The sequence below is a fragment of the Pigmentiphaga sp. NML080357 genome, assembly GCF_002188465.1.
Classification (GTDB): domain Bacteria; phylum Pseudomonadota; class Gammaproteobacteria; order Burkholderiales; family Burkholderiaceae_B; genus Pigmentiphaga.
On sequence record NZ_NINW01000043.1, the window covers coordinates 82276 to 106764 of the forward strand.

At 68.1% G+C, this 24489-nt stretch carries 15 protein-coding genes and 1 pseudogene; 10 read left to right on the plus strand and 6 right to left on the minus strand.

The genetic code is table 11. The annotated features are described in order from the left end of the window. The 3 genes and pseudogenes from CDO44_RS20155 to CDO44_RS20165 all read right to left on the minus strand — a co-directional run. Window positions 1–1653 (minus strand): GMC family oxidoreductase, encoded by a 1653-nt coding sequence (locus tag CDO44_RS20155; protein ID WP_087782080.1) that lies wholly within the window; start codon window positions 1651–1653, stop codon window positions 1–3. Next, entirely contained in the window at window positions 1650–2339 is a 690-nt protein-coding gene (locus CDO44_RS20160) for a sugar dehydrogenase complex small subunit (protein ID WP_087782081.1), read from the minus strand. Before CDO44_RS20160 ends, CDO44_RS20155 begins: the two co-directional genes overlap by 4 nt. A 227-nt stretch (window positions 2340–2566) precedes the next feature. Next, window positions 2567–2785 (minus strand): annotated as a pseudogene (locus tag CDO44_RS20165) (alpha-isopropylmalate synthase regulatory domain-containing protein); the annotation flags it as partial. Between the two features lie 237 nt (window positions 2786–3022). Between CDO44_RS20165 and CDO44_RS20170 the strand changes: the two are divergent. The 9 genes from CDO44_RS20170 (at window position 3023) to CDO44_RS20205 (ending at window position 20587) form a co-directional block, all read left to right on the plus strand. Continuing rightward, window positions 3023–3754, plus strand: a complete 732-nt coding sequence (locus CDO44_RS20170) for an STN domain-containing protein (protein WP_144389559.1) — start codon at window positions 3023–3025, stop codon at window positions 3752–3754. Next, complete coding sequence (locus tag CDO44_RS20175; RefSeq protein WP_087782083.1) at window positions 3751–4272, plus strand: RNA polymerase sigma factor; 522 nt, start codon at window positions 3751–3753, stop codon at window positions 4270–4272. The genes CDO44_RS20170 and CDO44_RS20175 overlap by 4 nt, the downstream gene beginning before the upstream one ends. A 113-nt stretch (window positions 4273–4385) precedes the next feature. Next, entirely contained in the window at window positions 4386–5411 is a 1026-nt protein-coding gene (locus CDO44_RS20180; protein WP_087782084.1) for a DUF4880 domain-containing protein, read from the plus strand. Window positions 5412–5534: 123 nt separating this feature from the next. Then, on the plus strand, window positions 5535–16736 hold the full coding sequence (locus CDO44_RS20185; protein WP_087782085.1) for a filamentous haemagglutinin family protein: 11202 nt from the start codon (window positions 5535–5537) through the stop codon (window positions 16734–16736). A 319-nt stretch (window positions 16737–17055) separates the two neighbouring features. Further along, window positions 17056–17202 (plus strand): hypothetical protein, encoded by a 147-nt coding sequence (locus tag CDO44_RS28155; RefSeq protein WP_233146289.1) that lies wholly within the window; start codon window positions 17056–17058, stop codon window positions 17200–17202. 1 nt (window position 17203) lies between these two features. Then, window positions 17204–17773 carry an aminodeoxychorismate/anthranilate synthase component II gene (locus tag CDO44_RS20190; RefSeq protein ID WP_087782086.1) on the plus strand — a complete coding sequence of 190 codons (570 nt, stop codon included), beginning with the start codon at window positions 17204–17206 and terminating at the stop codon, window positions 17771–17773. Between the two features lie 32 nt (window positions 17774–17805). Then, window positions 17806–18840 carry an anthranilate phosphoribosyltransferase gene (gene trpD / locus CDO44_RS20195; protein ID WP_087782097.1) on the plus strand — a complete coding sequence of 345 codons (1035 nt, stop codon included), beginning with the start codon at window positions 17806–17808 and terminating at the stop codon, window positions 18838–18840. Window positions 18841–18875: 35 nt separating this feature from the next. Beyond that, window positions 18876–19664, plus strand: coding sequence for an indole-3-glycerol phosphate synthase TrpC (trpC, locus tag CDO44_RS20200; RefSeq protein WP_087782087.1), 789 nt, complete (start codon window positions 18876–18878; stop codon window positions 19662–19664). Between the two features lie 158 nt (window positions 19665–19822). After that, entirely contained in the window at window positions 19823–20587 is a 765-nt protein-coding gene (locus CDO44_RS20205) for a uracil-DNA glycosylase (protein WP_369824697.1), read from the plus strand. A 54-nt stretch (window positions 20588–20641) separates the two neighbouring features. Here CDO44_RS20205 and CDO44_RS20210 read toward each other — a convergent pair whose 3' ends face one another. Then, window positions 20642–22402, minus strand: coding sequence for a M61 family metallopeptidase (locus tag CDO44_RS20210; protein WP_087782089.1), 1761 nt, complete (start codon window positions 22400–22402; stop codon window positions 20642–20644). Between the two features lie 79 nt (window positions 22403–22481). Continuing rightward, entirely contained in the window at window positions 22482–23132 is a 651-nt protein-coding gene (locus CDO44_RS20215) for an NTP transferase domain-containing protein (protein WP_087782090.1), read from the minus strand. A gap of 180 nt (window positions 23133–23312) precedes the next feature. Between CDO44_RS20215 and CDO44_RS20220 the strand changes: the two genes are divergently transcribed. Next, a complete protein-coding gene (locus CDO44_RS20220) occupies window positions 23313–24089 on the plus strand; it encodes an enoyl-CoA hydratase (protein ID WP_087782098.1) in 777 nt (258 codons plus the stop codon). On the opposite strand, the gene CDO44_RS28160 is transcribed toward CDO44_RS20220, so the two are convergent. After that, the coding region (locus CDO44_RS28160; RefSeq protein ID WP_233146290.1) for a hypothetical protein at window positions 24076–24489 on the minus strand (414 nt) is incomplete at its 5' end. The genes CDO44_RS20220 and CDO44_RS28160 overlap by 14 nt on opposite strands.

Genomic DNA, 24489 nt, shown 5'->3' on the forward strand with positions numbered 1-24489 from the left:
CTAGGCTCGCTGCAGTTCGCGTTCGATCGAGGCGGCGGCTTTCAGCCCGAGCGCCACCATCGTCAGCGTGCTGTTGACGACGCTGCCCGAGGGCATGGCCCCGCCTCCGGGCAGCCACAGATTGGCATGGTCGTGCGCCCGGCAGTCGCCGTCCACCACCGAGTCCTTCGGGCTCGCGCCCATGATGGTGCCGCCCATGATGTGGTTGTTGGCGTTCAGGTCCGGGGTGATGTGGAACTCCACCGCGCCGAACAGGCTCCCTATGTGCTCGAGCTGGCGGCGCGAGGCCTCTGCGCCCTTGCGCACGTATTCCCCGACGTCGTAGTGGATGTCCGGACAGGGCAGCCCCAGCGGATCGCGCCGCGTGGCGCTCAGCGTCAGCCGATTGTTCGGATCCGGCAGCGGCTCCAGGCTGATCGACAGGTCCACGCCGAATGCCGTGCGGCGGCGGATCTCGTCGTCCAGCTCCTTGCCGACCAGGCCCAGCTTGAGCGCCTGGGTGGTGGCCGGCCCGACCCGGGTGATGTTGTTCAGGATGATCTTGTTGGCCGAATACTCGGAACGGAAGGCGCCGTCGCGCGGCCCGACGAGGCAACTGCTCTGCGCCGGGCCGCGGCCGGTCCAGATGGGCTCCTTGGCCAGGAACGTGCAGTGGAAACCCGAATGGTCCATCATGTTGCGGCCTACTTGGTCCGACGAATTGGCGATGCCGCGTGGATTGCGTGCGTTGGCGGCGATCAGCAAGAGACGCGGGGTTTCGATGCCATTGCAGGCCAGTACGAACACCTTGCCGGTCGCCTTGCGCGTCCGCCGGCCGGCGTCGTACCAGTGCACGGCGGTGACCCGGTTGTTCTCGTCGGTATCTATCTTGTAGACCACTGCTTCGGCCAGCACCTTGGCACCCTTGGCCTCGGCGCTGGTGACGTGATGGATGCCGTTGTACATGGCCGAGATCGGGCAGATGGGCTGGCAGTTGTTATTGCCGCAGCATTCCGGCCGGCCGTTCCAGGGCCGGGTGTTGCGGGCCTGGGGAATGGGAACCGAACGGTAGCCATGGGGATTGACTACCTCCGCAAAGCGGCGGTCGCCGTAGCCCCAGGGAATCATGTCCATCGGGTAGGGGCGGCTGCGCTCGGACGGCGATTGCAGCGCCGGATCGTTGGGGCCGGCCACGCCCATGCGGTCTTCGGCGTCGCAGTAAAAGGGTTCCAGCTCATCGTAGGAAATCGGCCAGTCGCGTCCCACGCCGTATGTGCTTTTCATGCGCATGTCGACGGGCAGATGGCGCCAGCACGAGGCGGCCCAATGCCAGGTGGTGCCGCCTACGACACGCAGATAGCCTTGCTGGAAGCTCCCGCCGCTGGGACCGGTGGTGAGCACGTAGTCGTTCTTGGGGAAATACAGCGGCGCAGGCGCCAGGGGCGATTGTGGAAACAATCCCTGGAAGTCCGAGCCTACGCGGTTGAAGAACGGCATGTTCCGCCAGTTCTCCACCACCTGCCCGCGATCGATGCGCGGTCCGGCTTCCAGGACCAGCACGGAGTGGCCCTTGCCAGCCAGCTGGTCGGCGATCATGGCGCCGACCACGCCGGAGCCGACGACGATGACGTCGGCGGTCGCGTCGCCGCGGGAATCGAAGGCGGGACTTTTCATCGGCGCTCCGGAGACGGGGTGCCTTGTGGCGTGGAAGCCGGCGGCGCCGGCGGGCGCGTGGTGGGTACCGGAAAGCCGGTAGTGGGTGGTTCGGGGCTGGGTTTTTCCACCGGCGGCGACACGCGTACAGGCGGCGGATCGGCTACCCACCAGGCGGGGCCGTAGTTGCAATAGGTGGGAACTGTCTGGCCATCCTCTACCGTGCGATACATCAGCGCCTCGCGGTAGGCCACCACGGTAGCGTTGCTGTCCGAGCCCACCGAACCGGTGTACCAAGCCGCGACCACCGCCAGCGCCGTCTCCCGCAAACCCGCTGTGGAGGCATCGGCAAGCAGCGCCTGGGGCGTGGCAGCGTCCTTGGCCAGTTCGCCGAGCCTGGCCGCCTGGGCCGTGAAATCGCCGGAAGCCTTGCGCATCGCATCGTAGATGCGGCGGGCGGTGGTGGCGTTGAGTTCTGCGTGGCCCGTAATGGCCCGGGAAAAAGCCAGAAAGGCCTCTTGCTCAGGGGCCGCCGCGGCAGGAGAGGAAGGCTGGGCTGCGCCGGATGCCAAGCGCGACAGCCACGGGCCGCCGAGCAAGGCGGCCAGGGAGACCGCCAGCACCTGGCGGCGCCCGCTGTCGTGGTCCCGGACCCCCGATCTGGGGGCGTAATCCGGCGTGTCCGTGCCCGGCCTGCCGTCGCTCATGAAACCCCTCCATCCGCGTGGGTGAGCCGCGACCCCGGGGACGGCCGCGGCGGATTCTCATCACTTGAGCGGACGAGCAAGCAATCGCCATGCCGATGTGTCCCCCGCGGAGCGGAAAACCGCCGAAGCGCGGCGCATGCCCGGCGTTTGTCCCGATCCGGCAGCGCCCGGGCGGGGCGGCGCGCCGGGCTCGCCGATGCAATATTTGCGATCGGTCCGGGAGATATCTACATGGCCGCCGCTTCCGCGGCGTCGAATCCGGCCGCGGCGTTCAGCACCGCCAGCACCGAGGCCGCCACGGTATTGGGATGGCATCCCGCGCCGAAGCGGGTGCCGGGAACGCCGGGCAAGGCGGCCTCCACGATGGCGAAGGCTCGGGCGTCGGCTCCCTCCCCCATGCTGCGCTCTTCATAGCCGTCGATCCGCAGCGGCAGGCCCAGCACAGCGGCGTTCAAGCGCCAGTTCGGCGTGCCGCCCTCCGCCTTTCGCGGGCAAGGCTGCAACTGCGTCCGCAGGAAGGCCGCAAGCGATGCCGCCGTCCTGTCGGGCGGTGGCAGGGGCGACGCCGGAATGGATTGCCGCGCTGGGCCCGCCTTGTCACGGGTGCGCAACAAATGGTCGTCAGGATCGGGGGGCTCGTTCCGACTCCACAGCGGTCCTCTCGAAGCCGCGGTTACTGATGCATGGCGACCCTTTCCCTTCCCGTCCGGCGCCGCGCCGGGTCTCGCGGCCAGCGCCGGCTGGCAGGGTGGGCGCTGTCGCTGCTGCTTTGCGGTGGCGCGATGGCGGATGAACATCGCCCCGGCCTGGATGTTGCGGACCGGCCCGTCTCCTTCGACATCGGGCGCCAACCCTTGCGGCAGGCGCTGGAGCAGTATTTCCGTACGACGGGCCAGTCGCTGCTGTACGACGACGCGATCACGGCCGGCAAGCAGGCCGGGCCGTTGAAGGGCGAGTTCACCCCCGATGCGGCCTTGCGCACGTTGCTGGCCGGTACCGGCATCATCGCCAGGCAGACGGCGCCGAATGCGTTCATGCTGCTCGACGCCCACCGCGCCGCCGGGGCGCGAGAGACCGCCGCCGCGCCGGCCGGCGGTTCCCAGGCCACGACAGCCGTATCCGCCTACTACGCGGCATTGCAGGCCGCGGTGGGCAGCGTCCTGTGCGGCGATCCGTCGACCGCCCCGGGCGGCTACCGGCTGGCAGCCCGAGTCTGGATCGGCATGGACGGCGCCGTCCAGCGCGTGCTGCTGCACACGACCGGAGACGCCGCGAGGGACCGGCGGATCGAGGCACGGCTGCAAGGCCTGCAAATGCCGCCGCATGCGCCTGCCGGCATCACGCAGCCGCTGACGCTGCTCGTGCTGCCTCGTCCTCCGGAGCAAGGCGGCGATTGCGCGGTGGCCGCAGCATGACCAAGCCCGCCGACCTGATCGGTTTCCTGCTGGAGCACTACGAGCTGATCAAGCGCCGCGTCAGCTATCGGGTGGGTTCGCTGGAGTTGGCCGAGGACGTCATGCAGGACACCTATCTGCGCCTGCAGAGCCATACCCCGGAGAACAAGGTCCGAGACCCCTCGGGCTTCGTGCTGCGTACCGCGCTCAATCTGGCGATCGACCGCATCCGTTCCGACCGGCGGATGCTTTCGGGCGAAGACGTGGAGTTCCTGATCGAGCAGCAGGCCGCGGATACGGCCGATCCGGCCGACGCCGTTGCGGGACGGTTGGATCTGGACGCCTTCGTGCAGGCGTTGGAACGCCTGCCGCCGCTGAGGCGCCAGCTTTTCATGGCCTCGCGCTTCGACGAGGTGCCGCAGAAGGAACTGGCCAAGCGCTATGGCATATCGCTGCGCAAGGTGGAGCTGGAAATCCGCCGGGCCAACGAGTATCTGACGACGCGGCTGCAGCGAGGGACGTCGCCGCCGTCAAATTGAAACAAGCATGCGGTTGGCATGGCGCTCGTCCGTCTGATGAAGAGCCGTGCCGCCGATCTCCCGTGCCCGCCGGGGCGCGCGGGGAGCGGATACGACCGGGCATCCAGGCAACGATGACTGACCATATGTTGGGCTCCAAGGACAACGCCGCCGATCACGCCACCTCCACCCTCGACCACGAGGCGTGGGCATGGCTGCACCGGCTGCGCAGCAAGAACGCGACCGGCCGCGACGCGCGGCAATTCGAGCAGTGGTGCGCGCGCAGTCCCGCCCACCGGCAGGCGCTGGCCCGCGCCAACCAGGAGTGGCGCGACATGGCCGAGGGCCAGGTACTGTACGACCGGAAGCATCCCGGCGAGCGAGCCCGGATGGACGCGTTTCTGCTGCGGGAAAAACAGGTCAACCTGCGGCGCCGGCGGATCCTGCGTGGCGCGGCCACCGCCGGTGCGGCGGCGGTCGTGGTCGCCGCGGTACACCCTCCCATGCATCTGTGGCCTTCCCTGCGGGACCTGGCGGCGGACCGCCGCACGGGCACGGGCGAACAGGCCCGCCTGGCGCTGAGCGGCGAAGTGGACGTTCTGCTCAACACGCAGACCAGTATCGATATCGAGCGGGGGGCCGCCCGAGGCTCCATGGACCGGATCCGCCTGATCGACGGCGAGGTCGCCCTGCTGCGGCGCCCGGGCGCGCGAGCCGTGGAGCTCGTCGCCGGTGCGGGGCGGATCGTGCCCGGGCACGGCGGCGTTGCGGCGCGGCGGGTGGGGTCGCGGTACTGCGTAACCTGCACCGCCGGAAGCGCCACGCTGGAACATCCAAGCGGAGCGACCGAACTGGCGCAGCATGACCGCGTCTGGTATGGCGAACGCGCGATCGAGGCGGCCACGCAGGTGGACCTGGAGATAGCCAGCGCGTGGCAGCACGGACGCGTCGTCTTCCGCGCAACGCCCTTGCGCGAGGCAATGGAAGAAGTGGACCGCTATCGGCCGGGACGAGTCCTGGTAATGGACGAGTCGCTGGCCGCCAGGAGAATCAGCGGACAGTTCCAGATCGGGCACCTGGACGAGGCGATACGCCAGGTGCAGCAGATCTATGACGCCAAGGTGACGCGGCTGCCCGCGGGCGTCGTGCTCCTGGGGTGACGCGGCGGCGTTACAAAAAAGCGTGCGGGTCGGGCATGCTGATTCGTCTTGTTCTCATCGCCCGTTCCTTGATCCTTCCGACTGGATCGAGCGCGGCCATCCCATGAGTACAGGAATCCCGACATGACGTCTCGCGCGCCCACTCCTCGTTCCAAGCAGCATTGCGATTCCTTGCCGGGAAATGCACTCGCCGTGCCGCCGCGCTTGCGCCCGATCGCCGCTGCCATGGCAGCGGCGCTGCTTTCGGCGGGAGCGCCGGCGGTACAGGCGCAGCAGGCGTTCAGTCCGGCGTGGTTCGCGGCCAAGAACGCGACGCGGAACACCGCGGCCATGACCGGCCGCCTGCCGAACGGCTTGCCCACGCATACGCTCAACAACCCGCACCAGCAATCGCAGGCCGCACGCGAAAAGCTCCAGCGTTCGATCGACAACCTCGGCGTCGCGGCTCAGGCCATCGCCTCGCAACAACGCTTGCAACAGCAGGCGCGCGACGCGGCGCGCAATCGGCCGGGGGTCGCCGACGGCCTGACCGAAGGCGGGTTGAAAGTCGATACCGACTCGCTGACGGCCGGGTGGCTCAACGCCAAGGCGCCGACCCAGACGTCCCGGGACGGCCAGACCACGGTCACTATCGAGCAGACGGCCGACAAGGCGATCCTGAATTGGGAGACCTTCAACGTCGGCCGCCACACGACGGTGGATTTCCAGCAGGACAAGAACTGGGCGGCGCTGAACCGCGTCAACGATCCGCTGGCCCGGCCCAGCCGGATTCAGGGGCAGATCAAGGCCGACGGCACGGTATTCATCCTCAACCGCAACGGCATTCTGTTCGAAGGTTCTTCGCAGGTGAGCGTGCGCAATCTGGTGGCGGCCGCCGCCGCCATGACCGACTCCCAGTTCCAAGGCGGGCTGTACGGCGCGAACGACGCACCCACATTCACCGACGCCGCGGGCGCCGTCAAGCTCGAGCCCGGCGCACTGATCCGGACCGGCGAACCGGCTTCGGTCACCCAGGGAGGCGGTTACGTACTGCTGCTGGGGTCGGAAGTGCGCAATGCGGGCGAGATCGTGACGCGGCAGGGCCAGGCGGCCCTGGCCGCCGGCGACAGCTTCATCATCCGCAAGGGACTGGTGGCCGGGGACAGCGCCGCCGGCGGCACGACCTACTCCACCACGCGGGGCAGCGAGATCGCCGTGGTGGGCAATCCGGATACCGGCTCGCCGGGCGCCGCCTCCAACACCGGCCTGATCCTCGCGCGCGAGGGCGACGTGACCCTGGCCGGACACGACGTGCGGCAGGATGGCGTGGTAGTGGCTACGACCACCGTCAATACGCGTGGCACGGTCCACTTGCTGAATGCCGCAAGCGACACCGGCGGGAACGTCACGCTGGGCAAGGGCGCCGTGACCGCCATCGTGATCGAAGACGACGGCAAGACGACGGCGCTGGACAGCCAGCGCGATGCATTGATCAAGGAATCCGCGGAACAGGACGCCTTGCGCCTGACCGGCGGCAGCCCCGCCTTCGACAACTACTCGAAGATGTCCGACCGGCGCGACCAGTCGCGCATCGAGATCGTCTCGGGCGGGACTGTCGCTTTCGACGGCGAGAGCCTGACGCTTGCCACCGGCGGACAGATCGTCGTCGATGCGAGGCAGCGCACGTTCGTCGCGGATCGGGCCCGGCTCGACGTCTCCGGCGCCATAGGCGTGCAGGTGTCGATGGAAAGCAATAACGTCCAGGTCAACGTCCAGGGCAACGAGCTGCGCGATTCGCCGCAGAACCGGGACGGCGGCAAGCTGTTGAACAAGAACATATGGATCGATCGCCGGGACCTGATCCTCATGCCGGCCGGTACGGGCGGGTATGAGTCGGACCGCTGGTATGCGGCGGGCGGCTTGCTGGAGATCGGCGGCTATCTGGGCAACCAGGGCCACCGCATAGGCGAGTGGGCGGCCCAGGGCGGGACGGTCACGCTGGGCGGCAGCGAGGTGATCACCCAGGCAGGATCCATCGTGAACCTCGCGGGCGGCACGCTGGACGTACAGACGGGGTATGTCTACCAGACCTGGCTGCGCGGCGCCGACGGCAAGGTGTACAGCCTCAAGGACGCGCCGGCGTACCTGACCTACGAGGGGTTGTACACCGGCTATCACCTCGACCACGATCGCTGGGGCGTGACCGACGACTACTTCAGCCCGATCATTGCGCCGCAGCGGCGGCTGGAGAACGGCTACACGGTAGGCCGGGACGCGGGCCGCCTGATCGTGAGCGCGCCTACGGCGGTGCTCGAAGGCGGCATCGTGGCGGATGTCTTCAACGGCGCGCGGCAGTCGCGCCCGCACGGTGCGCTCGATGACGGCTACAAGCTGAGCCAGAAGCAGGTCGCCAAGGCGGGGCAGCTTCTCGTCGGCGCCTATGGCGCGCGCGGGCGCATGGACGCGCACATGAGCGACATCCGGATCGGGGGCATGGCGGATATCACCGCCGGGATCGATGCGTTTTCTGCGCTGCCTTCGGACCGCGCCGGGACGATCTGGCTCGACGCCGGCCGTCTCAGCCGCCAGGAACTCGGCGGAATCGATCTTGCCACCAAAGATTCGATTGTCATCGACGCCGGCCTGGTCCTGGCGGACGGCGGCTCCCTGAACCTCATCGCGCCCGCCATCGGCATCGACGCGAACATCGTGGCAAGAAGCGGCAGCATCAAGGCGGGCAACATCTTCACTCCCGATGCCGGGACGCTCGACACGGTCTTGTTGAAAGACGGCGCCTCCATCGTCACAGTAGGCCAGGGAGTGGTGCTCGATTTGCGCGGCATGTGGGGCAACCAACGGGAAAATGCCGAAGACGCCGGCGCGCTGGCCTTCATCGACGGCGGCGATGTTGCGCTGCGCTCGACCGGCGGCGTCGCGCTTGCCGCGGGATCGCTCATCGATGTCTCGTCCGGCGCGGCCGTCCTGGCCGGCGGCAAGAGCCGGGGCGGCAAAGGCGGAGACGTCGCCGTCGAAGCGAACGTCTACAAGGGGCTGAGCAGCGCGCTTCCCGGCAGCCTGGTGCTGGACGGCGAAGTACGCGGCTACGGCGTCGAAGGGGGCGGCAAGCTCAGCGTGGGCGGCATGCCTGTACTCATCGCCGACGATGCCGATGCGCCCGAGGAAGGGCAGATTCTTCTCGCGCCTGGCTTCTTTAGCAAAGGCTTCTCGCATTACGAGCTCAAGGGCAGCATTCGCGGCGACGCCGTGACCGTCGCCGAGGGCACCGTGCTCGATATCGGGATGCCCGTGTTTCGATTGAGCGACGCGGCCGCCACGGCGCCGACCGGCGCCCATGACGTCGCGCTGCAAGTCTGGACGCCGCCGCTCTACCAGGAAAATGCCGACGCCCGCGACTTTACCCAGAAAAAGGGGGCCAGCCTGTCGTTCACGGGCGTGGGCGACGTGTCCATCGGCAGGGGAGCGCTCGTGGAGGTCGATCCCGGCCAGTCCATCGCGATATCGGCCGGAGGGCAAGTCACGATCGACGGCCGGCTCAATGCCTGGGGCGGCACGATCGCCATCAATAGTGGCGCCAGCTTAGGAGCGAATCCGGGCTTCGTGCCGGGACGCTCGATCTGGATCGGCGAACATGCCGTGCTCGATGCCGCCGGGCGAGCGGTGGCGGGATTCGATCAGCGCGGCCGGCCCTTCGCCCATGTCCCGAGCGGGGGCACCATCCGGATCGGCGCCGACGACCTCGTGTTGAACGCGGACGGCTTGCTGGACTCGATCACCGCGGCACTGGTCGTCATCCGGCCGGGAGCCGTGCTCGATGCATCCGCGGGCAGCGCGACGATAAGCTCCGGCCCAGGCGGCAACCCGCAGGCGGGCGCCGAGGCCCGTATCCTGTCCGGCAACGGCGGCGCGATCGTTCTTGCTTCCAGCGGGGGGCTCGTGCTGGACGGCGAGATGCGCGCATCGGGCGGGGCCGGCGCCGCCGGCGGCAGCCTGACGCTGATTCTCGAGTCGGGCGCCCACACCGCCTCCGACATGGATGCCATCAAGCAGCCGCGCGTCCTCACCGTTACGCAGACGCGCCAGCCTTCGGGCCTGCCCGCCGGCCTGGAGGCTGGCCAGCACCACGAGGCGCTTGCCTATGCCCAGGGCCGCCTGAGCGCAGAGCAGGTGGAGCGGGGCGGGTTCGGCAACCTGTCGCTCTGGAGCGCCGACATCGTCCGTTTCGAAGGGGACGTCTCGCTCAGCCTCGGCGAGAGCCTGGCCCTGCAGCGCGGCGTCATTTCGGTGGCGGACACGACGCCAGAGGCCCGGGTCGTGCTTGCCGCGCCGGTGGTCCGCTTCGATGGCGGAGTTCGCCGCGGGACGAGCGCCTTCGGGATTCTCCATCCGATCCTCCGGAACGCGGCGACGGGCGGCTGGCGGCCCGCCAGCGGGAATGCCGGCCAACTGACGGTGGAGGCCGATCTGATCGACGTCGGCGATTGGGTCCGGTTCGGCGCATCCGATGTGTACGACGTAGCGTATGTCCCCGGCTCGCATGACCAGACAGTCACCCGCCCTATCGAAGCTCCCGGGTTCGCGGACATCCATTTCCGGAGCCGTGGCGATATCCGCTTTCGGACGGGTTCGCTGGTCTCCGCCGGAAACGTGACGCTGACGGCGACGCAGGTCTATCCCGTCACCGGCGCGAGCGCGACCGTCATGGCCGGCGCCACGCCGGACGGCAGTTCCGGCGTCGATCCTCGCCCGGAAAGCGTCCTTGCCATCCGCGGCAACGGCAAGGCCGCCGCCGCGCCGTCATCCGCTTTCGGCGCGCTGGGGCTGATCGGCGGCATTATCGAGCAGGACGGCGTGCTGCTCGCCCCGCTCGGCAGTATCCGCCTCGGCGGGTCGGCCGGCAGCAACGTCGGCTTTTACGAGTTCCAGAGCGGCGGCCGGGTGATCCTGCGGGAGGGCAGTATCACCTCGGTCAGCGCGGCGGGGCTGGTCATACCCTATGGCGGCACCGTCGATGGACTCAAGTACCACTATGACGGCAGGGAGCTGAATCTCCCCGACCTGATGAGCCTCGACGCGATGGGCAAGATCGAGATCGTCTCGGACAGGTTCGAGGGAGAGGCCGGCTCCCTGCTCGATCTGTCGGGCGGCGGCGAACTTGCCGGTGCAGGGTTCATCGCCGGCCGCGGCGGCTCGGTCGACATCCTCGCGACGCCGCTGGCGAACGCCAACCCGGCGTTCGGCTTTAGCCGCGCGGACAACCAGGTCTATGCCATTGTGCCGGGCTTCGCGTCGGGCTATGCGCCCGTCGTCCAGGAAAAGGGGGCGGGCGAGCCGGCAATCGGCCAGCAGATCACGCTTTCCTCGGGTATCCCCGGGCTCCCGGCCGGCACCTACACGTTGCTGCCATCGACCTATGCCCGGCTGCCCGGCGCCTATCGTATCGAGATCGGCGCCGGCTTGCCCGGCGAGATCGGCACGGCCGCACTCGGCAATGGTTCCTACATCGGGGGAGGCTATCTCGGGGTCGCCAATACGGCAATCCGTTCAGGTCTGCCGAACCAGGTCGTGGTGACGCCCGGACGGGCGGTCCGCGCGCATTCGCAATACAACGAAACCAGCTACAGCGCTTTCGCCCTCGACAGCGCCGCCCGGTTCGGCAAGACGCGAGCCCGCCTGCCCGTCGATGGCAAGCAGCTCGTGCTCTCCTTCGAGGAGGCCGGCGGCGTCATCGATTTCCATGGCACCGCGTTGTTCGGGGGAGCCGAAGGCAGCTATGCCGGCGCGCTGCTGGCCCAGAGCCTACAGCCGCTGGAGATCAAGTCGTCGGGTGCCCCGGCCACGCCAGGCATGGCCGCGCTCGATGCGGAGGATCTGTCCCGTTTCAACGCGGGGACGTTGTTTGTCGGCGCCGGATATCGCGGAATGGCAGGCTTCGTCTCTCTGGAAAGGGGCTACGGGAACGAAGTCGTCGCCGTGCGTTCCGGTTCCGTGCTCGAAGCCGGCCAGATCGTGATCGGGGGGCAGGACGTGCTGATCGAGGACGGCGCCATCCTGGACACCACGCGCAGCGTATTCAACGTGCCCGATTCTACGCTCGGCTATGTGTTCGCGAATTCCATGTCGGTGGAGGAGAACACCATCGGCTCCATGCTGGTAGTGGCGAACGGCTGGCTCAACCTGCTGCCGGCGACGCCGCTCAAGCAGGGAGCCTCGAGTTCGCTCACCATCGAGGACGGCGCCGTGCTGCGCACGCGGGGCACGATCGGGTTCGTGGCCAGCGACAAGCTGTCGCTGGGGTTGGCGCAGCTGAACGCGCGCTATCTCGGGTTGAGCCTGCCTGCGGTCAACGTCGGCACGGAGGCGTCTCTCGCCGCGGCGCAGGCCGCCGGCGTGCTGGGCACCGGCTGGAATCTCACCCAGACCACGCTGGACCGTCTGCTGAATCCGGCCACGGCCAACCTTGCCGCCCTAGAGAGACTCTCGCTCTCGGTGCGCAACGCGATCAATTTCTACGGCGACGTCACGCTCGACGCGCGCAACCTGGGCGACGCGGCCGAAACCATGGTCGTGCTCAACACGCCGGCCATCTACGGCTGGGGCGAGGGAAGCTCGGCCACGCTGGCGGCCGACACGCTCGTATGGAACGGGGTGGGTGTGGGCGCGGGCAGGGCCGATAGCCCCTATGTGAGCCTGGAGCCGCCCGCCGTGCAGCCCGGAGGGGCCGGCACCGGATCGGGCCGGCTTACCTTCTCCGCCCGCGAGATCCACTTCGGCTACGATCCCCTGGCCCGCTCCCAGGACAACGCGGAGCTGAAGCGGCTGGCCCTGGGTTTCTCGAGCGTGGACCTCGTCGCCGCCGAGAAGATCACGGCCAACAATCGCGGCGGTGTTGCCTTCTACCATACCGGCACCGACCCGATGTCCTATCGCGGTGGCGATCTCAACATTTCCACGCCGCTTTTCACCGCCGATGGCGGCGCCATGATCGACATCCACGCCGGCGGCGCGATCACGATCAGCGCAGCGGGCGAGGGCGCCGTCAATTCCGCGCACGGCGATCTCGGCGGCGAGATCCGGCTGCATGGGGCAGCCATCGCGCTCGATACCAGAGTCGTCCTGCCCAGCGGCCGCCTGGTCATGAAGGCGGATGGCGACATCGCGCTCGGCGATCGCGCCGCGATCGATCTCGCTGGCCGCACCATATCCTTCTACGAGGTGACCAAGCACAGCTGGGGCGGCAGCCTCGAAATGGAAAGCCGTGCGGGCCGCATCGTTCAGAGCGAGGGCTCGATCATCGATGTATCGGCCTCCGGCAACGACGCAGGCGCGATAGAGGCCTCGGCAAGCGGCGGCACCGTGGCCCTGGAGGGGACGTTGCGCGGCGAAACGAGCGGCGGCCATGCCGAAGGCAGTTTTTCGCTCACCGCCGGCACGATCGCGGATCTTGCGGATCTCAATGCCAAGCTCAACGCCGGCGGTTTTTTCGGCGCACGCAGCTTCACCGCCAAGCATGGCGATCTCGTCATTGGCGACGAGGTGAAGGCGCATGTGGTGGATATCTCGGCCGATGGCGGCAGCCTGACCGTGAACGGCAGGATCGATGCAAGCGGGCAGAAGGTCGGCACCATCCGCCTTTCGGCGCGCGACCATCTCGTCCTCGCATCGACCGCCGTGCTCGACGCGCACGGCACGGTGTTGCAGACCGATAGCCATGGCGCGCCGATCGAGGCCTCGAACCGCGCGTCGATCGAATTGACGGCCAAGCGAGGCGCCGTCGCGCTGGCGCCGGATGCCGCCATCGACATGCGCTCGGCCGACGGCATTTCCCGAGGCCGGCTGGAACTCAACGCGTCGCGCGTGGACGGCAATGACGTTGCCATCGATGCGGCAAGCCGTGTCGCCATCCGCGGGGCCGCCAGCATTGCCGTGAACGGTTTTCGCAGCTACACGCCGGCGAACGGCCTCGTCGATCAGGCGTATATGGATGCCATCCATGCCGACAGCGCGGCTTTCATCGACGCGGCGCTTGCGAACGGCGCGCTACGGGGGCGGCTGGGCGGCCTGGCTCCGTATGGCTCGGCCCTGCACCTGAGGCCCGGCGTGGAGATCGCCAGCGAGGGCGATCTCGCGACCAGCGGCGACCTCGACCTGTCGGGCTACCGCTACGGTCCTCGGGCCGACGCCGCCGTCCGCGGCTCGGGCGAGCCCGGGGTGCTCGTCATTCGCGCAGGCGGCAACCTGGAGATCAACGGCAGCATCAACGACGGCTTCGCCCCGCCGCCTCCCACCAACGATGACTACAACTGGGACGACGGTCGCGAGGGCCGGATGTGGGCGGTTTCTTCCATGCTAGAGCCTGGCGCGCTCTCCTGGGCCATGCGCCTGGTCTCGGGCGCCGATCTCGCGGCCAGCGATACGCGGGCGGTCAAGTCTCTGCACGCGCTCGGCGCAGGCGGCGACCTGGTGCTCGAAGACCGGCACGTCGCCGGAGACTGGATGCTGGAGGCGATCAGCGTCGTGCGCACGGGCACCGGCTATCTCGATCTCATCGCCGGCCGCGATTACCGGCACGATTCGCGCTTCGGCGTTTATACCGCCGGCACGGCCTTGCCTGAGACGCGAGGCCATGCCGGCATATGGCTCACCGAGGGCGGCGGCGACGTCCACGTGCAGGCCGGCGGCAACATGGACGGATACAGCGTCATATCGGACCTCGACACCAACCTGCGTCGCATCAACGAGTGGCTGCGGTGGCAGGACGGCGCCTGGGGCATCAATTTCGGCGCCTACCTGGCAGACTCATGGGGAATGAACGAGCTGGCGGGGTTTTCCGGCATCGGCACCCTCGGCGGCGGCAATGTGCGCGTGACCGTGGGCGGCGATGCCGGCGTGTCGGCGCCACAGATCCCCGAGATCGATCCCGTTCTCGGCCTGTGGATCTTCCGGAGTTCGGGCCTGACGATCGCGGTCGGCGGCGGCGGCTATACCGATGCCGCCGGCGTCCTGCGGCAGACCGGCGGCGGCGATATCGTCATGAAGATAGGTGGGCGCCTGAATACCGCGCCGCTCTACACGCCCAACACCCCGGGCGGAGGCACGCTCGTCAATGTCCGGGGAGACGTGTCGGTCAGCGCTTCCGCCCTGGGGCTGGTGAGCGACACGAGCTATGGCATTCCGACCGGCTATGAGGACCCACGGCCGATCGATCCCGCCCGCCCCTACAACTACAAGCCCGACAGCGGCCTGACGGTGGCGCTGGGCGACAGCCGCGCGACCATCAAGACCCGCGGCGATCTCGTCCTCTTGCATGCCTCGGACCCCGGCGCGCTGGATCCTGCCGCCGCGATCGGGAATTTGCCGTCCATCTCGGACACCGGCTTCTCGTTGTGGACGGACCGTACCGCCATCGATTTGTTTGCCGCGGGAGGTTCGGTCGCGCCTATCGCCTCGAACGCCTTCGACAGCGGAAGCTATGCCTTGTACTACGACCCCGCCTATCCCCCGGCGCTCAGCGCCGTGGCCGCGGGAGGCGACGTACTGGTGTTCGGGAGGGCGGTCCTGCGGGCGGCGCCGGACGCGGGGCTCGACCTGCTTGCCCGCGACTCGGTCTTCTACGGCATGCGATACATGGACGACAGCGGCGGCAACTACCTCGCGCTCTCCGGCGATCCCGCTCATGCCGCGTCCCGTCCGATACGCATCTATGCGGCGAACGGCGACATCACCAACGTGCGCACGGGGCAAATGGTCGCAAGCTGGGCTGGCGCCATCACGGACTACATCGGGGGCGGACCCGTCTGGATGCGCGCGAGCCGGGACATCATCGCGGGCGGCGGGCTGGACGACCCCGCGACGGATTGGCGCAACGAAGCCGGAGGCGGCGGACTGATCGTGCACCGCGGAGACAACGACGTGTCGATCATCCAGGCCGGTCGCGACATCATCTATTCGAACTTCCAGGTGGCGGGCCCCGGCACGCTCACGCTCATCGCCGGCCGGAACATCTACCTCTACCAGGGAGACAATGGGTCGATCGTCTCGATCGGCCCGGCCGCGGCCGGCGACGATCGTCCCGGCGCCTCTATCCTGCTGCAGGCGGGAGCCGGCGCCGCGGACCCGGACTATGCGGCGTTGCTGCCCTATCTGGATCCGGCCAATCTCGCCCTGGCCGGCATGCCGCTGGCCGACCAATCCGGCAAGGTCGCGAAGACCTATGAAGGGGAACTCGTCGAGTGGCTGAAGGAACGCTACGGCTTTGCGGCGGCAAACGGCGCGCAGGCTCGCGCGTATTTCGCGGAACTGCCCGCCGAACAGCAAGGCATTTTCCTGAGGGCCGTCTATTTCGCCGAGCTGCGGGAAGGCGGACGCGAGTACAACGACGCCGACGGTCCGCGTTTCGGTTCCTACCTGCGCGGCCGGCAGGCCATCGCCACGCTGTTCCCCGACATCGACGCGAAAGGCAACGAGATCGACCGCGAGGGTGACATCATCATGTTCGGTGGATCGGGCGTACGCACCAACTTCGGCGGCGACATCGAGATGCTGGCGCCGGGCGGACAGATCGTGGTGGGCGTTCAAGGCGAAGTCCCGCCGGCCAGCGCCGGCGTGATGACGCAGGGCGAAGGCGACATCCGGCTGTTCAGCGAACAGTCGCTGCTGCTGGGCCTGTCCCGCGTCATGACCACCTTCGGCGGCAGCATCCTCGCCTGGTCGGAAGAGGGCGACATCAACGCCGGCCGCGGCGCGAAGACCACCGTCCTGTTCACCCCGCCCAAGCGCGGCTATGACAGCTACGGCAACGTGACGCTGGCGCCGCAGGCGCCGAGTTCGGGTGCCGGTATCGCCACCCTCAATCCCATCCCCGAGGTCCCGCCCGGCGACGTGGACCTCATTGCGCCGCTGGGCGTCATCGACGCGGGCGAGGCGGGCATACGCGTCTCCGGCAACGTCAACCTCGCCGCGCTGCGGGTGGTCAATGCCGAGAACATCCAGGTGCAGGGCAAGGCGTCCGGCTTGCCGGTGGTGGCGGCGGTGAACGTGTCGGCGCTCACGAGCGCCAGCGCGGCGGCCAGTTCCGCAGCAACCGCGGCCCGGGAGGCGATCCAGCGCGACCGCGCCGCCGCGCGCAGCAACCTGCCGTCGATTTTCACGGTGCGGGTGCTCGGCTTCGGCAACGAGACGCTGCCCGAGGAAAAGCAGGGCGGCAGGCCCGGCGAGCCGCTCGGCTACCGGCCCGCAAGCGCGATCCAGGTGCTGGGCGACGCCAATATGGGAGAAGCGGCACGTAGCCAGCTGACGGCGGCGGAGAGGCGTTCGCTAGGGCTGTGAGCGCGGCCCGGCCCGTCTGGCCGGCAGCCGGACCCGGGATACGGGGACCTTGCGTCCCCTTTTCTTTTCGTTCGACAAGCAAATCGCTGACGCGTTAGAATGCCCCGGAGCCGGCATGCGCACCTCGCTGCGGCCCGTTTTTCACTCGCCAGACGACATGAACCGTATCGTTTCGAACCAAGCTGCTCAGTGGTGGCGCTTCCGCTAGGAAGCGGCACGTCGTTGCGGTTCGAAACTGCACCTTGCCGCCGTAACCGGTGGCAGGTCGCGAATTCACACAGATCCCCGGCACGGCGGCTCCCGACCCAGGAGATTGCCCGTGCATCCAGCAGTACCTTCCCTTGCTAGCCGACCCCCCGCATACGCGAGCCGCGGCCTGTCGTTCGCGTGGTGGCGCTCGCCGCCGGACGGCACGATGACCGATGCGCCCCTGGCCGATGGCCTGCTCGACTCGAGGGGAGACTGACATGCTGCTGATGATCGACAACTACGATTCGTTTACCTACAACCTGGTCCAGTATTTCGGCGAACTGGGCGCCGACGTGCGCGTATACCGCAACGACCAGATCACGCTCGACGAGGTCGCGGCCCTGGCGCCGGAACGCATCTGCGTGTCGCCCGGGCCGTGCTCTCCGGCCGAGGCCGGCATTTCGGTGCCGCTCATCCAGGCCTACGCCGGCAAGGTGCCCATTCTTGGCGTCTGCCTGGGGCACCAGTCCATCGGCGCCGCATTTGGTGGCAAAATCGTCCGCGCGCGGCAGATCATGCACGGCAAGACGTCGCCCATCACCCATGCGGGCAGCGACGTGTTCCGGGATTTGCCGTCTCCTTACACGGTAATCCGGTACCACTCGCTCGCCATCGAGCGCGACAGCCTGCCCGATTGCCTGGAGGTGACGGCGCAGACCGACGACGGGGAGATCATGGGCGTGCGCCACAAGGCGCTTCCCGTCTACGGCGTGCAGTTCCATCCCGAATCGGTCCTGAGCGAGCACGGCCATGCCTTGCTGCGCAATTTCCTGCAGTTGAACGCATGAACCAGCGGCAACGATTTTCCGAGGAGTCCAAGGTGCCCATTACCCCTACCGAAGCGCTGGTGCGTTGCATCGAACACCGTGAGATTTTTCACGACGAGATGCTGTCGCTGATGCGCATGCTGATGCGCGGCGAAATGGCGCCCGCGACCGCGGCGGCGCTCATCATGGGCCTGCGCGTCAAGAAGGAGACCATAGGCGAGATCACCGCGGCCGCGCGCGTCATGCGCGAATTCGCGGATGGCGTGAAGGTGGCCGATACCGACAGCCTCGTGGACCTGGCCGGCACCGGCGGCGACGGCGCCCATACCTTCAACATCTCCACGGCGGCCATGTTCGTGGCGGCCGCTGGCGGAGCCAAGATCGCCAAGCACGGCAACCGCGGGGTGTCCTCCTCGTCGGGCAGCGCGGACGTGCTGGAAGCGCTCGGCGCCAATGTCATGCTGCCGTCGGAAGCGGTGGCCGAATGCATCGAGGCCACCGGCATCGGCTTCATGTTCGCACCCATCCATCATTCGGCCATGAAGAACATCGCGCCCATCCGCAAGGAACTCGCGGTGCGCACCATCTTCAACCTGCTGGGACCTCTGACCAATCCCGCCGGCGCCGCCAACCAGCTCATGGGCGTGTTCCACCCGGACCTGGTCGGCATCCAGGTGCGCGTGCTGCAACGGCTGGGTTCCAAGCACGTGCTGGTGGTCTACGGCAAGGACGGCATGGACGAGGCCTCGCTGGGCGCGGCTACCATGGTGGGGGAACTGCGCGACGGCGAGGTCTACGAGTACGAGATCCATCCGGAGGACTTCGGCTTGCAGATGGTCTCGAACCGCAGCCTGAAAGTGGCCAACCGCGAAGAATCCCGCGAACTCGTGCTCGAGGCCTTGTCCAACGTACCGGGGCCGGCGCGCGACATCGTCGCCCTCAACGGCGGCCTGGCGATGTACGCCGGCAATACCGTTTCATCCGTGGCCGAGGGCATACGCAAGGCGTTCGAACTGATCGCCAGTGGCGCCGCGCGCGCCCGGCTCGACGAATTCGTATCGTTCACCAGGAAGGCGGCATCGCGGTAGGCCGCCTTCTCATCGCTATTTTCATCGGGTGGGTCATGAGTGACATTCTCCAACGCATATTGGAAGTAAAGGCAGAAGAGGTCGCCACCGCGCGCCTGCTGCGCAGCGAGGCCGACCTGCGGCGCGAGGCCGAGGCGCGCCAGGACGTGCGCGGCTTCGCCCAGGCCATCGAGGCCAAGGTGGCGGCGGGCCAGTCCGGCGTCATCGCCGAGATCAAGAAAGCCTCGCCCTCGAAGGGCCTGCTGCGCGAAAACTTCCAGCCCGACGAGATCGCGGCTTCGTACGCATCCCACGGGGCCGCGTGCCTGTCGGTCCTGACGGACGTGCAGTTCTTCCAGGGCTCGCTCGACTACCTGCGGCGTGCCCGCGCGGCATGCGCGCTGCCGGTCCTGCGCAAGGACTTCATCGTCGACTCCTACCAGGTGGTGGAAGCCCGCGCCATGGGAGCGGACTGCATCCTGCTCATCGTCGCGGCACTCGCGCCCGCCCAATTGCGGGACCTGGAGGCGCTGGCCATGGAACTGGGCATGGACGTGCTGGTCGAGGTCCACGATCGGGACGAACTGGACGTGGCGCTGCAGCTGCGCACGAACCTCCTGGGCATCAACAACCGCAACCTGCGTACGTTCGAGGTGTCGCTGCAGACCACGATAGACCTGCTGCCCAGGATCCCGGCGGGCAAGCGTGTCGTCACCGAAAGCGGCATCCTGGGCCGCGCCGAAGTGCGGCAGATGCGCGAGTACGACGTCCACGCCTTCCTCGTGGGCGAAGCCTTCATGCGCGCCCCCGATCCGGGCGCCGAGCTGGCGAGGTTGTTTGCATGAGCGCGCCCGCCCGGCCGCCCGAAGGGCGCGCTCCCTCCCCTGGGGAGGATGTCGCGCAGCGACAGGAGGGCACACCAGTGAGCGCGCCCGCCCGGCCGCCCGAAGGGCGCGCTCCCTCCCCTGGGGAGGATGTCGCGCAGCGACAGGAGGGCACACCAGTGAGCGCGCCCGCCCGGCCGGCGAGTCTTCCTCGCGACGATTTGTTTTCCTCCTGGGCGGACAACCGCCTAAGCGAACCGCTGCAGGACCATGTAGACCGCCTGCCTCCCGGCTGGCGCGCCTTGCTCGACGATGCGCTGTCCAGTTCCTCGTTTGCTGCCTTGCAGCGTTTCATCGAGCAGCGGCGAGCTGAAGGAGCCGTCATCTACCCCGCCTCGCCGTTTCGCGCGCTCGATCTGGCCACGCCGGAGTCGACGCGGGTCGTGATCCTCGGGCAGGATCCTTACCACGGTCCCGGCCAGGCGCAGGGCCTCGCATTTTCGGTGCCCGAGGGTTTCAAGCGGCCCCCCAGCCTGCGCAACATGTTCAATGAAATCGCCGCCTGCTTCGGCGGCGACCCGGCCACGTTCGGCAACGACCTGGAACGCTGGGCAAGGCAGGGCGTGCTGTTGCTGAACACCTCGCTCACGGTCGAGGACGGCGCGCCGGCTTCGCACGCCAGGCAAGGCTGGGAAGCCTTCACCGACGCGGTCATCGCGGCGGTGGCCCGGGAGCCTGCGCCCAAGGTCTTCATGCTATGGGGCGCGCATGCCCAGGCCAAGCAGGCGCTGCTGCCGCCCGGCGGCAGGCACCTGGTGCTGACGGCCAACCATCCCTCGCCGCTGTCGGCGCGCCGTCCGCCGGTGCCCTTCCTGGGCTGCGGGCATTTCGCGCAAGCCAACCGCTGGCTGTCGGAGCAGGGCCGCGAACCGATCGCCTGGTAGCCGACCTCCGCCCGCGCCGTGTCCCGCGCGGGCGTGTTCCAGCGCGAACAGGCCCTAGTCCGCGGGAGAGATCGTGCACTCCGTTTCCGGCGGCGCGTCCAGCTTCAGCGTGAAGCGGCGCAACTCGTCGCGCCGGAACGCGTGCACCTCGACCAGGTCGCCGGGGCGGTAGCGCGCCAGCAGCTTGTCCAGGTTGCCGTTCTGCACGCGGATGCCATCGAGGGCGACCAGCACGTCATGCGCCGACAGCCCGGCACGGTGGGCCGGTCCGCGTTCGTACACGGTGGCAAGGCGCAGGTCCTCTCCCTGCCGGGCGGTTTTCACGCCCAGCGAAGGCAGCGCGGAGGCTGTCTTCCACGCCAGGCGATAGCCCTGGCGCGCCAGCAGTTCCGCCAGCGGCACGTCCTCGCGGCCATAGACATAGCGGCGAAGGTACTCGCGCGCGTCCACGCCGGTGGCTTCGCGGATCAGCGCCGGCATCGCGTCCTCGGCGACGCCCTGCGGCGAGCCGCGGTAGAAGTTTCTACCGTAGCGGGTCCACAGCAGCCGCATGACGTCGTCCAGTCCATGGCGGCCGAGGCTTTCCTGCCGCAGCAGCAAGTCCAGCCCGAGAGCGGCCAGCGCCCCCTTGGTGTAATAGCTGACAATGGCGTTGGGCGAGTTCTCGTCCTGCCGGTAGTAGCGCGTCCAGGCGTCGAAGGAGCTTTCCGCCACCGACTGCTTGAAGCGGCCCGGCGCCGCGTGCACCGAGGATACGGTCTTGGCGACCGTGCGCAGATAATCCTGCGGCGTGATCAGGCCTGCGCGCAGGACGAACAGGTCGTCGTAGTAGGAGGTGAAGCCTTCGAACAGCCACAGCAGCCGGGTGTGGTTCTCGCGCTCCAGGTCGTAGGGGGCGAACGCGGCGGGCTTGATGCGCTTGACGTTCCAGGTGTGGAAATATTCGTGGCTGACCAGGCCGAGGAAGTTGCGATAGCCGTCGCTTTGCTCGGGACGCCCGCGCACGGGCAGGTCGGCGCGCGAAGTCATCAGCGCCGTCGAGGCCCGGTGCTCGAGGCCGCCGTAGCCGTCGCCGGTCACCATGGTCATGAACACATAGCGGTCGGCGCTGTCCAGGAAGGGCGCGCGCCGCGTGCGCGGCTCGAAGAACGCGATCTGCTTCTCGCAGATCTTGCGGATGTCGGCGGCCAGCCGCTCCAGGTCGAGGTTCGGCACGTTGCCGGTAAAGACCAGTTCGTGCGGCGCGCCATGCGCCTCGAAGCTGGCGACCTGTGGCGTGCCCATTTCTATGGGGTGGTCGATCAGCGCATCGTAGTCGGGCGCCCGGTACATGCCGAAGCCGTGGCGCGGGGCGCGTGCGGGGTGCCCCTCGGCTTCCGGCAGGCTGGTATAGACCTTCCAGTCCAGGCTGCGGGGTGGCGCCAATTCGAGCAGGCAAGGAAGGTGCTCCTGGCCGGCCACGCGAAGGAAGACGCTGGTGCCGTTGAAGAAACCGTGGGTGTCGTCCAGGTGCGCGGCCCGCACCGAGAGGTCCCAGGCGTAGATGACGCAGGTGATCTGCAGCGGCCCGCGGCACGGCGCAGCCTGCCAGGTGTGCTTGTCGAGCTTGGTCAGCTCGATCTTGCGGCCCCAGGCCCGGGCCTCGATGCGCTCGATCTGGCGGGCGAAGTCGCGGATCATGTAGCTGCCGGGGATCCATGCCGGCAGGCTCACGCATTGGCCGGTGGGCGCGGGATCGGGAATGGAAACGGTGACGGTGCAGCGATGGCCGGCCGGATCGGTCGGCTCCAGTCGATAGGTTATGGCTTCGGTCATGGAGGTCCGTGTAGAGGGCCCGCGCGACGTCAGGCGCGGCGGTCGTTCGTATGGCGATCGATTCGCAGGTGCGTCTATGTTAGGCCAGCTGTGTCGGGCCCGGCGCGAGGTCGTCCGGCGTGTCGACGTCGCGCACGCAACCCGCGTCGTCCACGGGGATGGGCGTGACCTGTCCGGCGATGAGGCTGCGCGCGCCTTCGTCGCCGCCCAGCATCGACAGCCGGGGCGTCCAGGCCGGCCCCAGGAGGACGGGATGCCCGCGCATCAGGCGGTAGCTTGGCGCCAGCACCGCTTTCCCGCGCCGGCTCGCCGGCAGAGCCAGCCACGCATCGCGCAGCGCGGCCACGGTGTCCGGATGCAGCCACGGCATGTCGGCGGGCATGACGCACCAGGCGGGCGCTTCGTTGCCGGCCGCGCTTTCCCGGACCGACAACTGGGCGACCGCCTGAGCCAGCGTCGCGCCCATGCCTTCGGCGGCGCGATCGCAAGTCACGATCTCGCAGCCCGCGCGCCGCAGCGCCTCCGCGACCGCAGGAGCAGCCGGGGAGGTGGCCGCGGCGATCCGGGGCAGCGCGCCGCGCAGCGCCTGCGCTGCCGCCACGCACACCGGCCGGCCATCGACCTCGGCCAATAGCTTGTTGGCGCTGCCGTCGGCGGAAAAGCGCGAGCCGCGGCCCGCGGCCAGCAATAGTCCGATCACCGTCCGTCCGCCGCTGGCTCCTGGCGCCATGTTCCGTTCCTGCCCGTGAAACCGAAAATGGTGCGCCATGCCGCCGTGAAACTCAAGCCGCCGGCGCGCGACGGGCAAGGTATGCTTGCGGACAGGCCCGGCGCCGACCGGGCGCGCCGTTTGCCGGCCGGGCGTGGCCGGCGCCGCATCTGCATCTATACATATGGGAGGTGTGTGGTCGTGAGCGAAGCTCTGGTTCTGATCGAACGTCGAGGCCGCGTCGGTCTCCTGACGCTGAATCGCCCCAAGGCCCTGAACGCGCTGAACGACGCGCTGATGGACGAACTGGGCGCCGGGCTGCTGGCGCTGGACGCCGATCCCGGCATCGGCGCCATGATCATCACGGGCAACGAGAAGGCCTTCGCCGCCGGGGCCGACATCGGCGCGATGAAGGACTGGTCTTATATGGACGTCTACGGTTCCGATTTCATCACCCGCAACTGGGAAACCCTGCGCCGCGTCCGCAAGCCGGTCATCGCCGCGGTGGCGGGCTATGCGCTGGGCGGAGGCTGCGAGTTGGCCATGATGTGCGACATGCTGGTGGCGGCCGATACGGCCAAGTTCGGCCAGCCCGAGATCAAGCTGGGCATTATTCCTGGGGCGGGCGGCTCGCAGCGCCTGCCGCGCGCCGTCGGCAAGGCCAAGGCCATGGACCTGATCCTGACGGGCCGGTTGATGGACGCGGCCGAGGCCGAGCGCGCCGGCCTGGTCTCGCGCGTGGTGGCGGCGGATCGCCTGCTGGACGAGGCGGTAGAGATGGCCACCGTCATTGCCTCGATGTCGCTGCCTTCCGTGATGATGGCCAAGGAAGCCGTCAACCGCGCCTACGAGACGCCGCTTGCCGAGGGCCTGCTGTTCGAACGCCGCCTTTTCCATTCGCTGTTCGGCACGCAAGACCAGAAGGAAGGCATGGAGGCCTTCGTGGCGAAACGGCCGCCGGTCTTCAAGCACAGATAGGGACGAGGAGGCGCGAAAAAATTTTTGCTGCCTCCAAACGGCGATAGATCGCGCTTTTCGAGCCTTGTCGAGGCGTATCGGCCGTTTTTCCCTTCATGAAACTGACAAAAAAGCGTGAACCGATTTGCGTGCCGATTTCGATACATGCTATAGTCTCTTTCTCGACGCGAACAACGCAACGCAAGCAGCGTAGCGGTGGGCGGGTCGGGTGAGATGGGAAGCTTGGCAGGCAGTTACGCAAGAGCGGATGCGACAGGCGGTTCATCAAGAGAAGGGTTCGCGGCGTGCGGGTTGCGCGGCGGATCTGGCAGGTCGGTGGCAAGCAAGCAGCGCGCGACACGATTTGACAGAGATAAAAAACTCCTTCATAATCTCGTTTCTCTGCTGATGACGCAGCGCC

What these genes read in the sequence shown, in the direction of transcription:
- CDO44_RS20155 (WP_087782080.1), bottom strand. Translation starts at nt 1,653, where the DNA reads ATGAAAAGTCCCGCCTTCGATTCCCGCGGCGACGCGACCGCCGACGTC.
- CDO44_RS20160 (WP_087782081.1), bottom strand. Translation starts at nt 2,339, where the DNA reads ATGAGCGACGGCAGGCCGGGCACGGACACGCCGGATTACGCCCCCAGA.
- CDO44_RS20170 (WP_144389559.1), top strand. Translation starts at nt 3,023, where the DNA reads ATGGCGACCCTTTCCCTTCCCGTCCGGCGCCGCGCCGGGTCTCGCGGC.
- CDO44_RS20175 (WP_087782083.1), top strand. Translation starts at nt 3,751, where the DNA reads ATGACCAAGCCCGCCGACCTGATCGGTTTCCTGCTGGAGCACTACGAG.
- CDO44_RS20180 (WP_087782084.1), top strand. Translation starts at nt 4,386, where the DNA reads ATGACTGACCATATGTTGGGCTCCAAGGACAACGCCGCCGATCACGCC.
- CDO44_RS20185 (WP_087782085.1), top strand. Translation starts at nt 5,535, where the DNA reads ATGACGTCTCGCGCGCCCACTCCTCGTTCCAAGCAGCATTGCGATTCC.
- CDO44_RS20190 (WP_087782086.1), top strand. Translation starts at nt 17,204, where the DNA reads ATGCTGCTGATGATCGACAACTACGATTCGTTTACCTACAACCTGGTC.
- trpC (WP_087782087.1), top strand. Translation starts at nt 18,876, where the DNA reads ATGAGTGACATTCTCCAACGCATATTGGAAGTAAAGGCAGAAGAGGTC.
- CDO44_RS20210 (WP_087782089.1), bottom strand. Translation starts at nt 22,402, where the DNA reads ATGACCGAAGCCATAACCTATCGACTGGAGCCGACCGATCCGGCCGGC.
- CDO44_RS20215 (WP_087782090.1), bottom strand. Translation starts at nt 23,132, where the DNA reads ATGGCGCCAGGAGCCAGCGGCGGACGGACGGTGATCGGACTATTGCTG.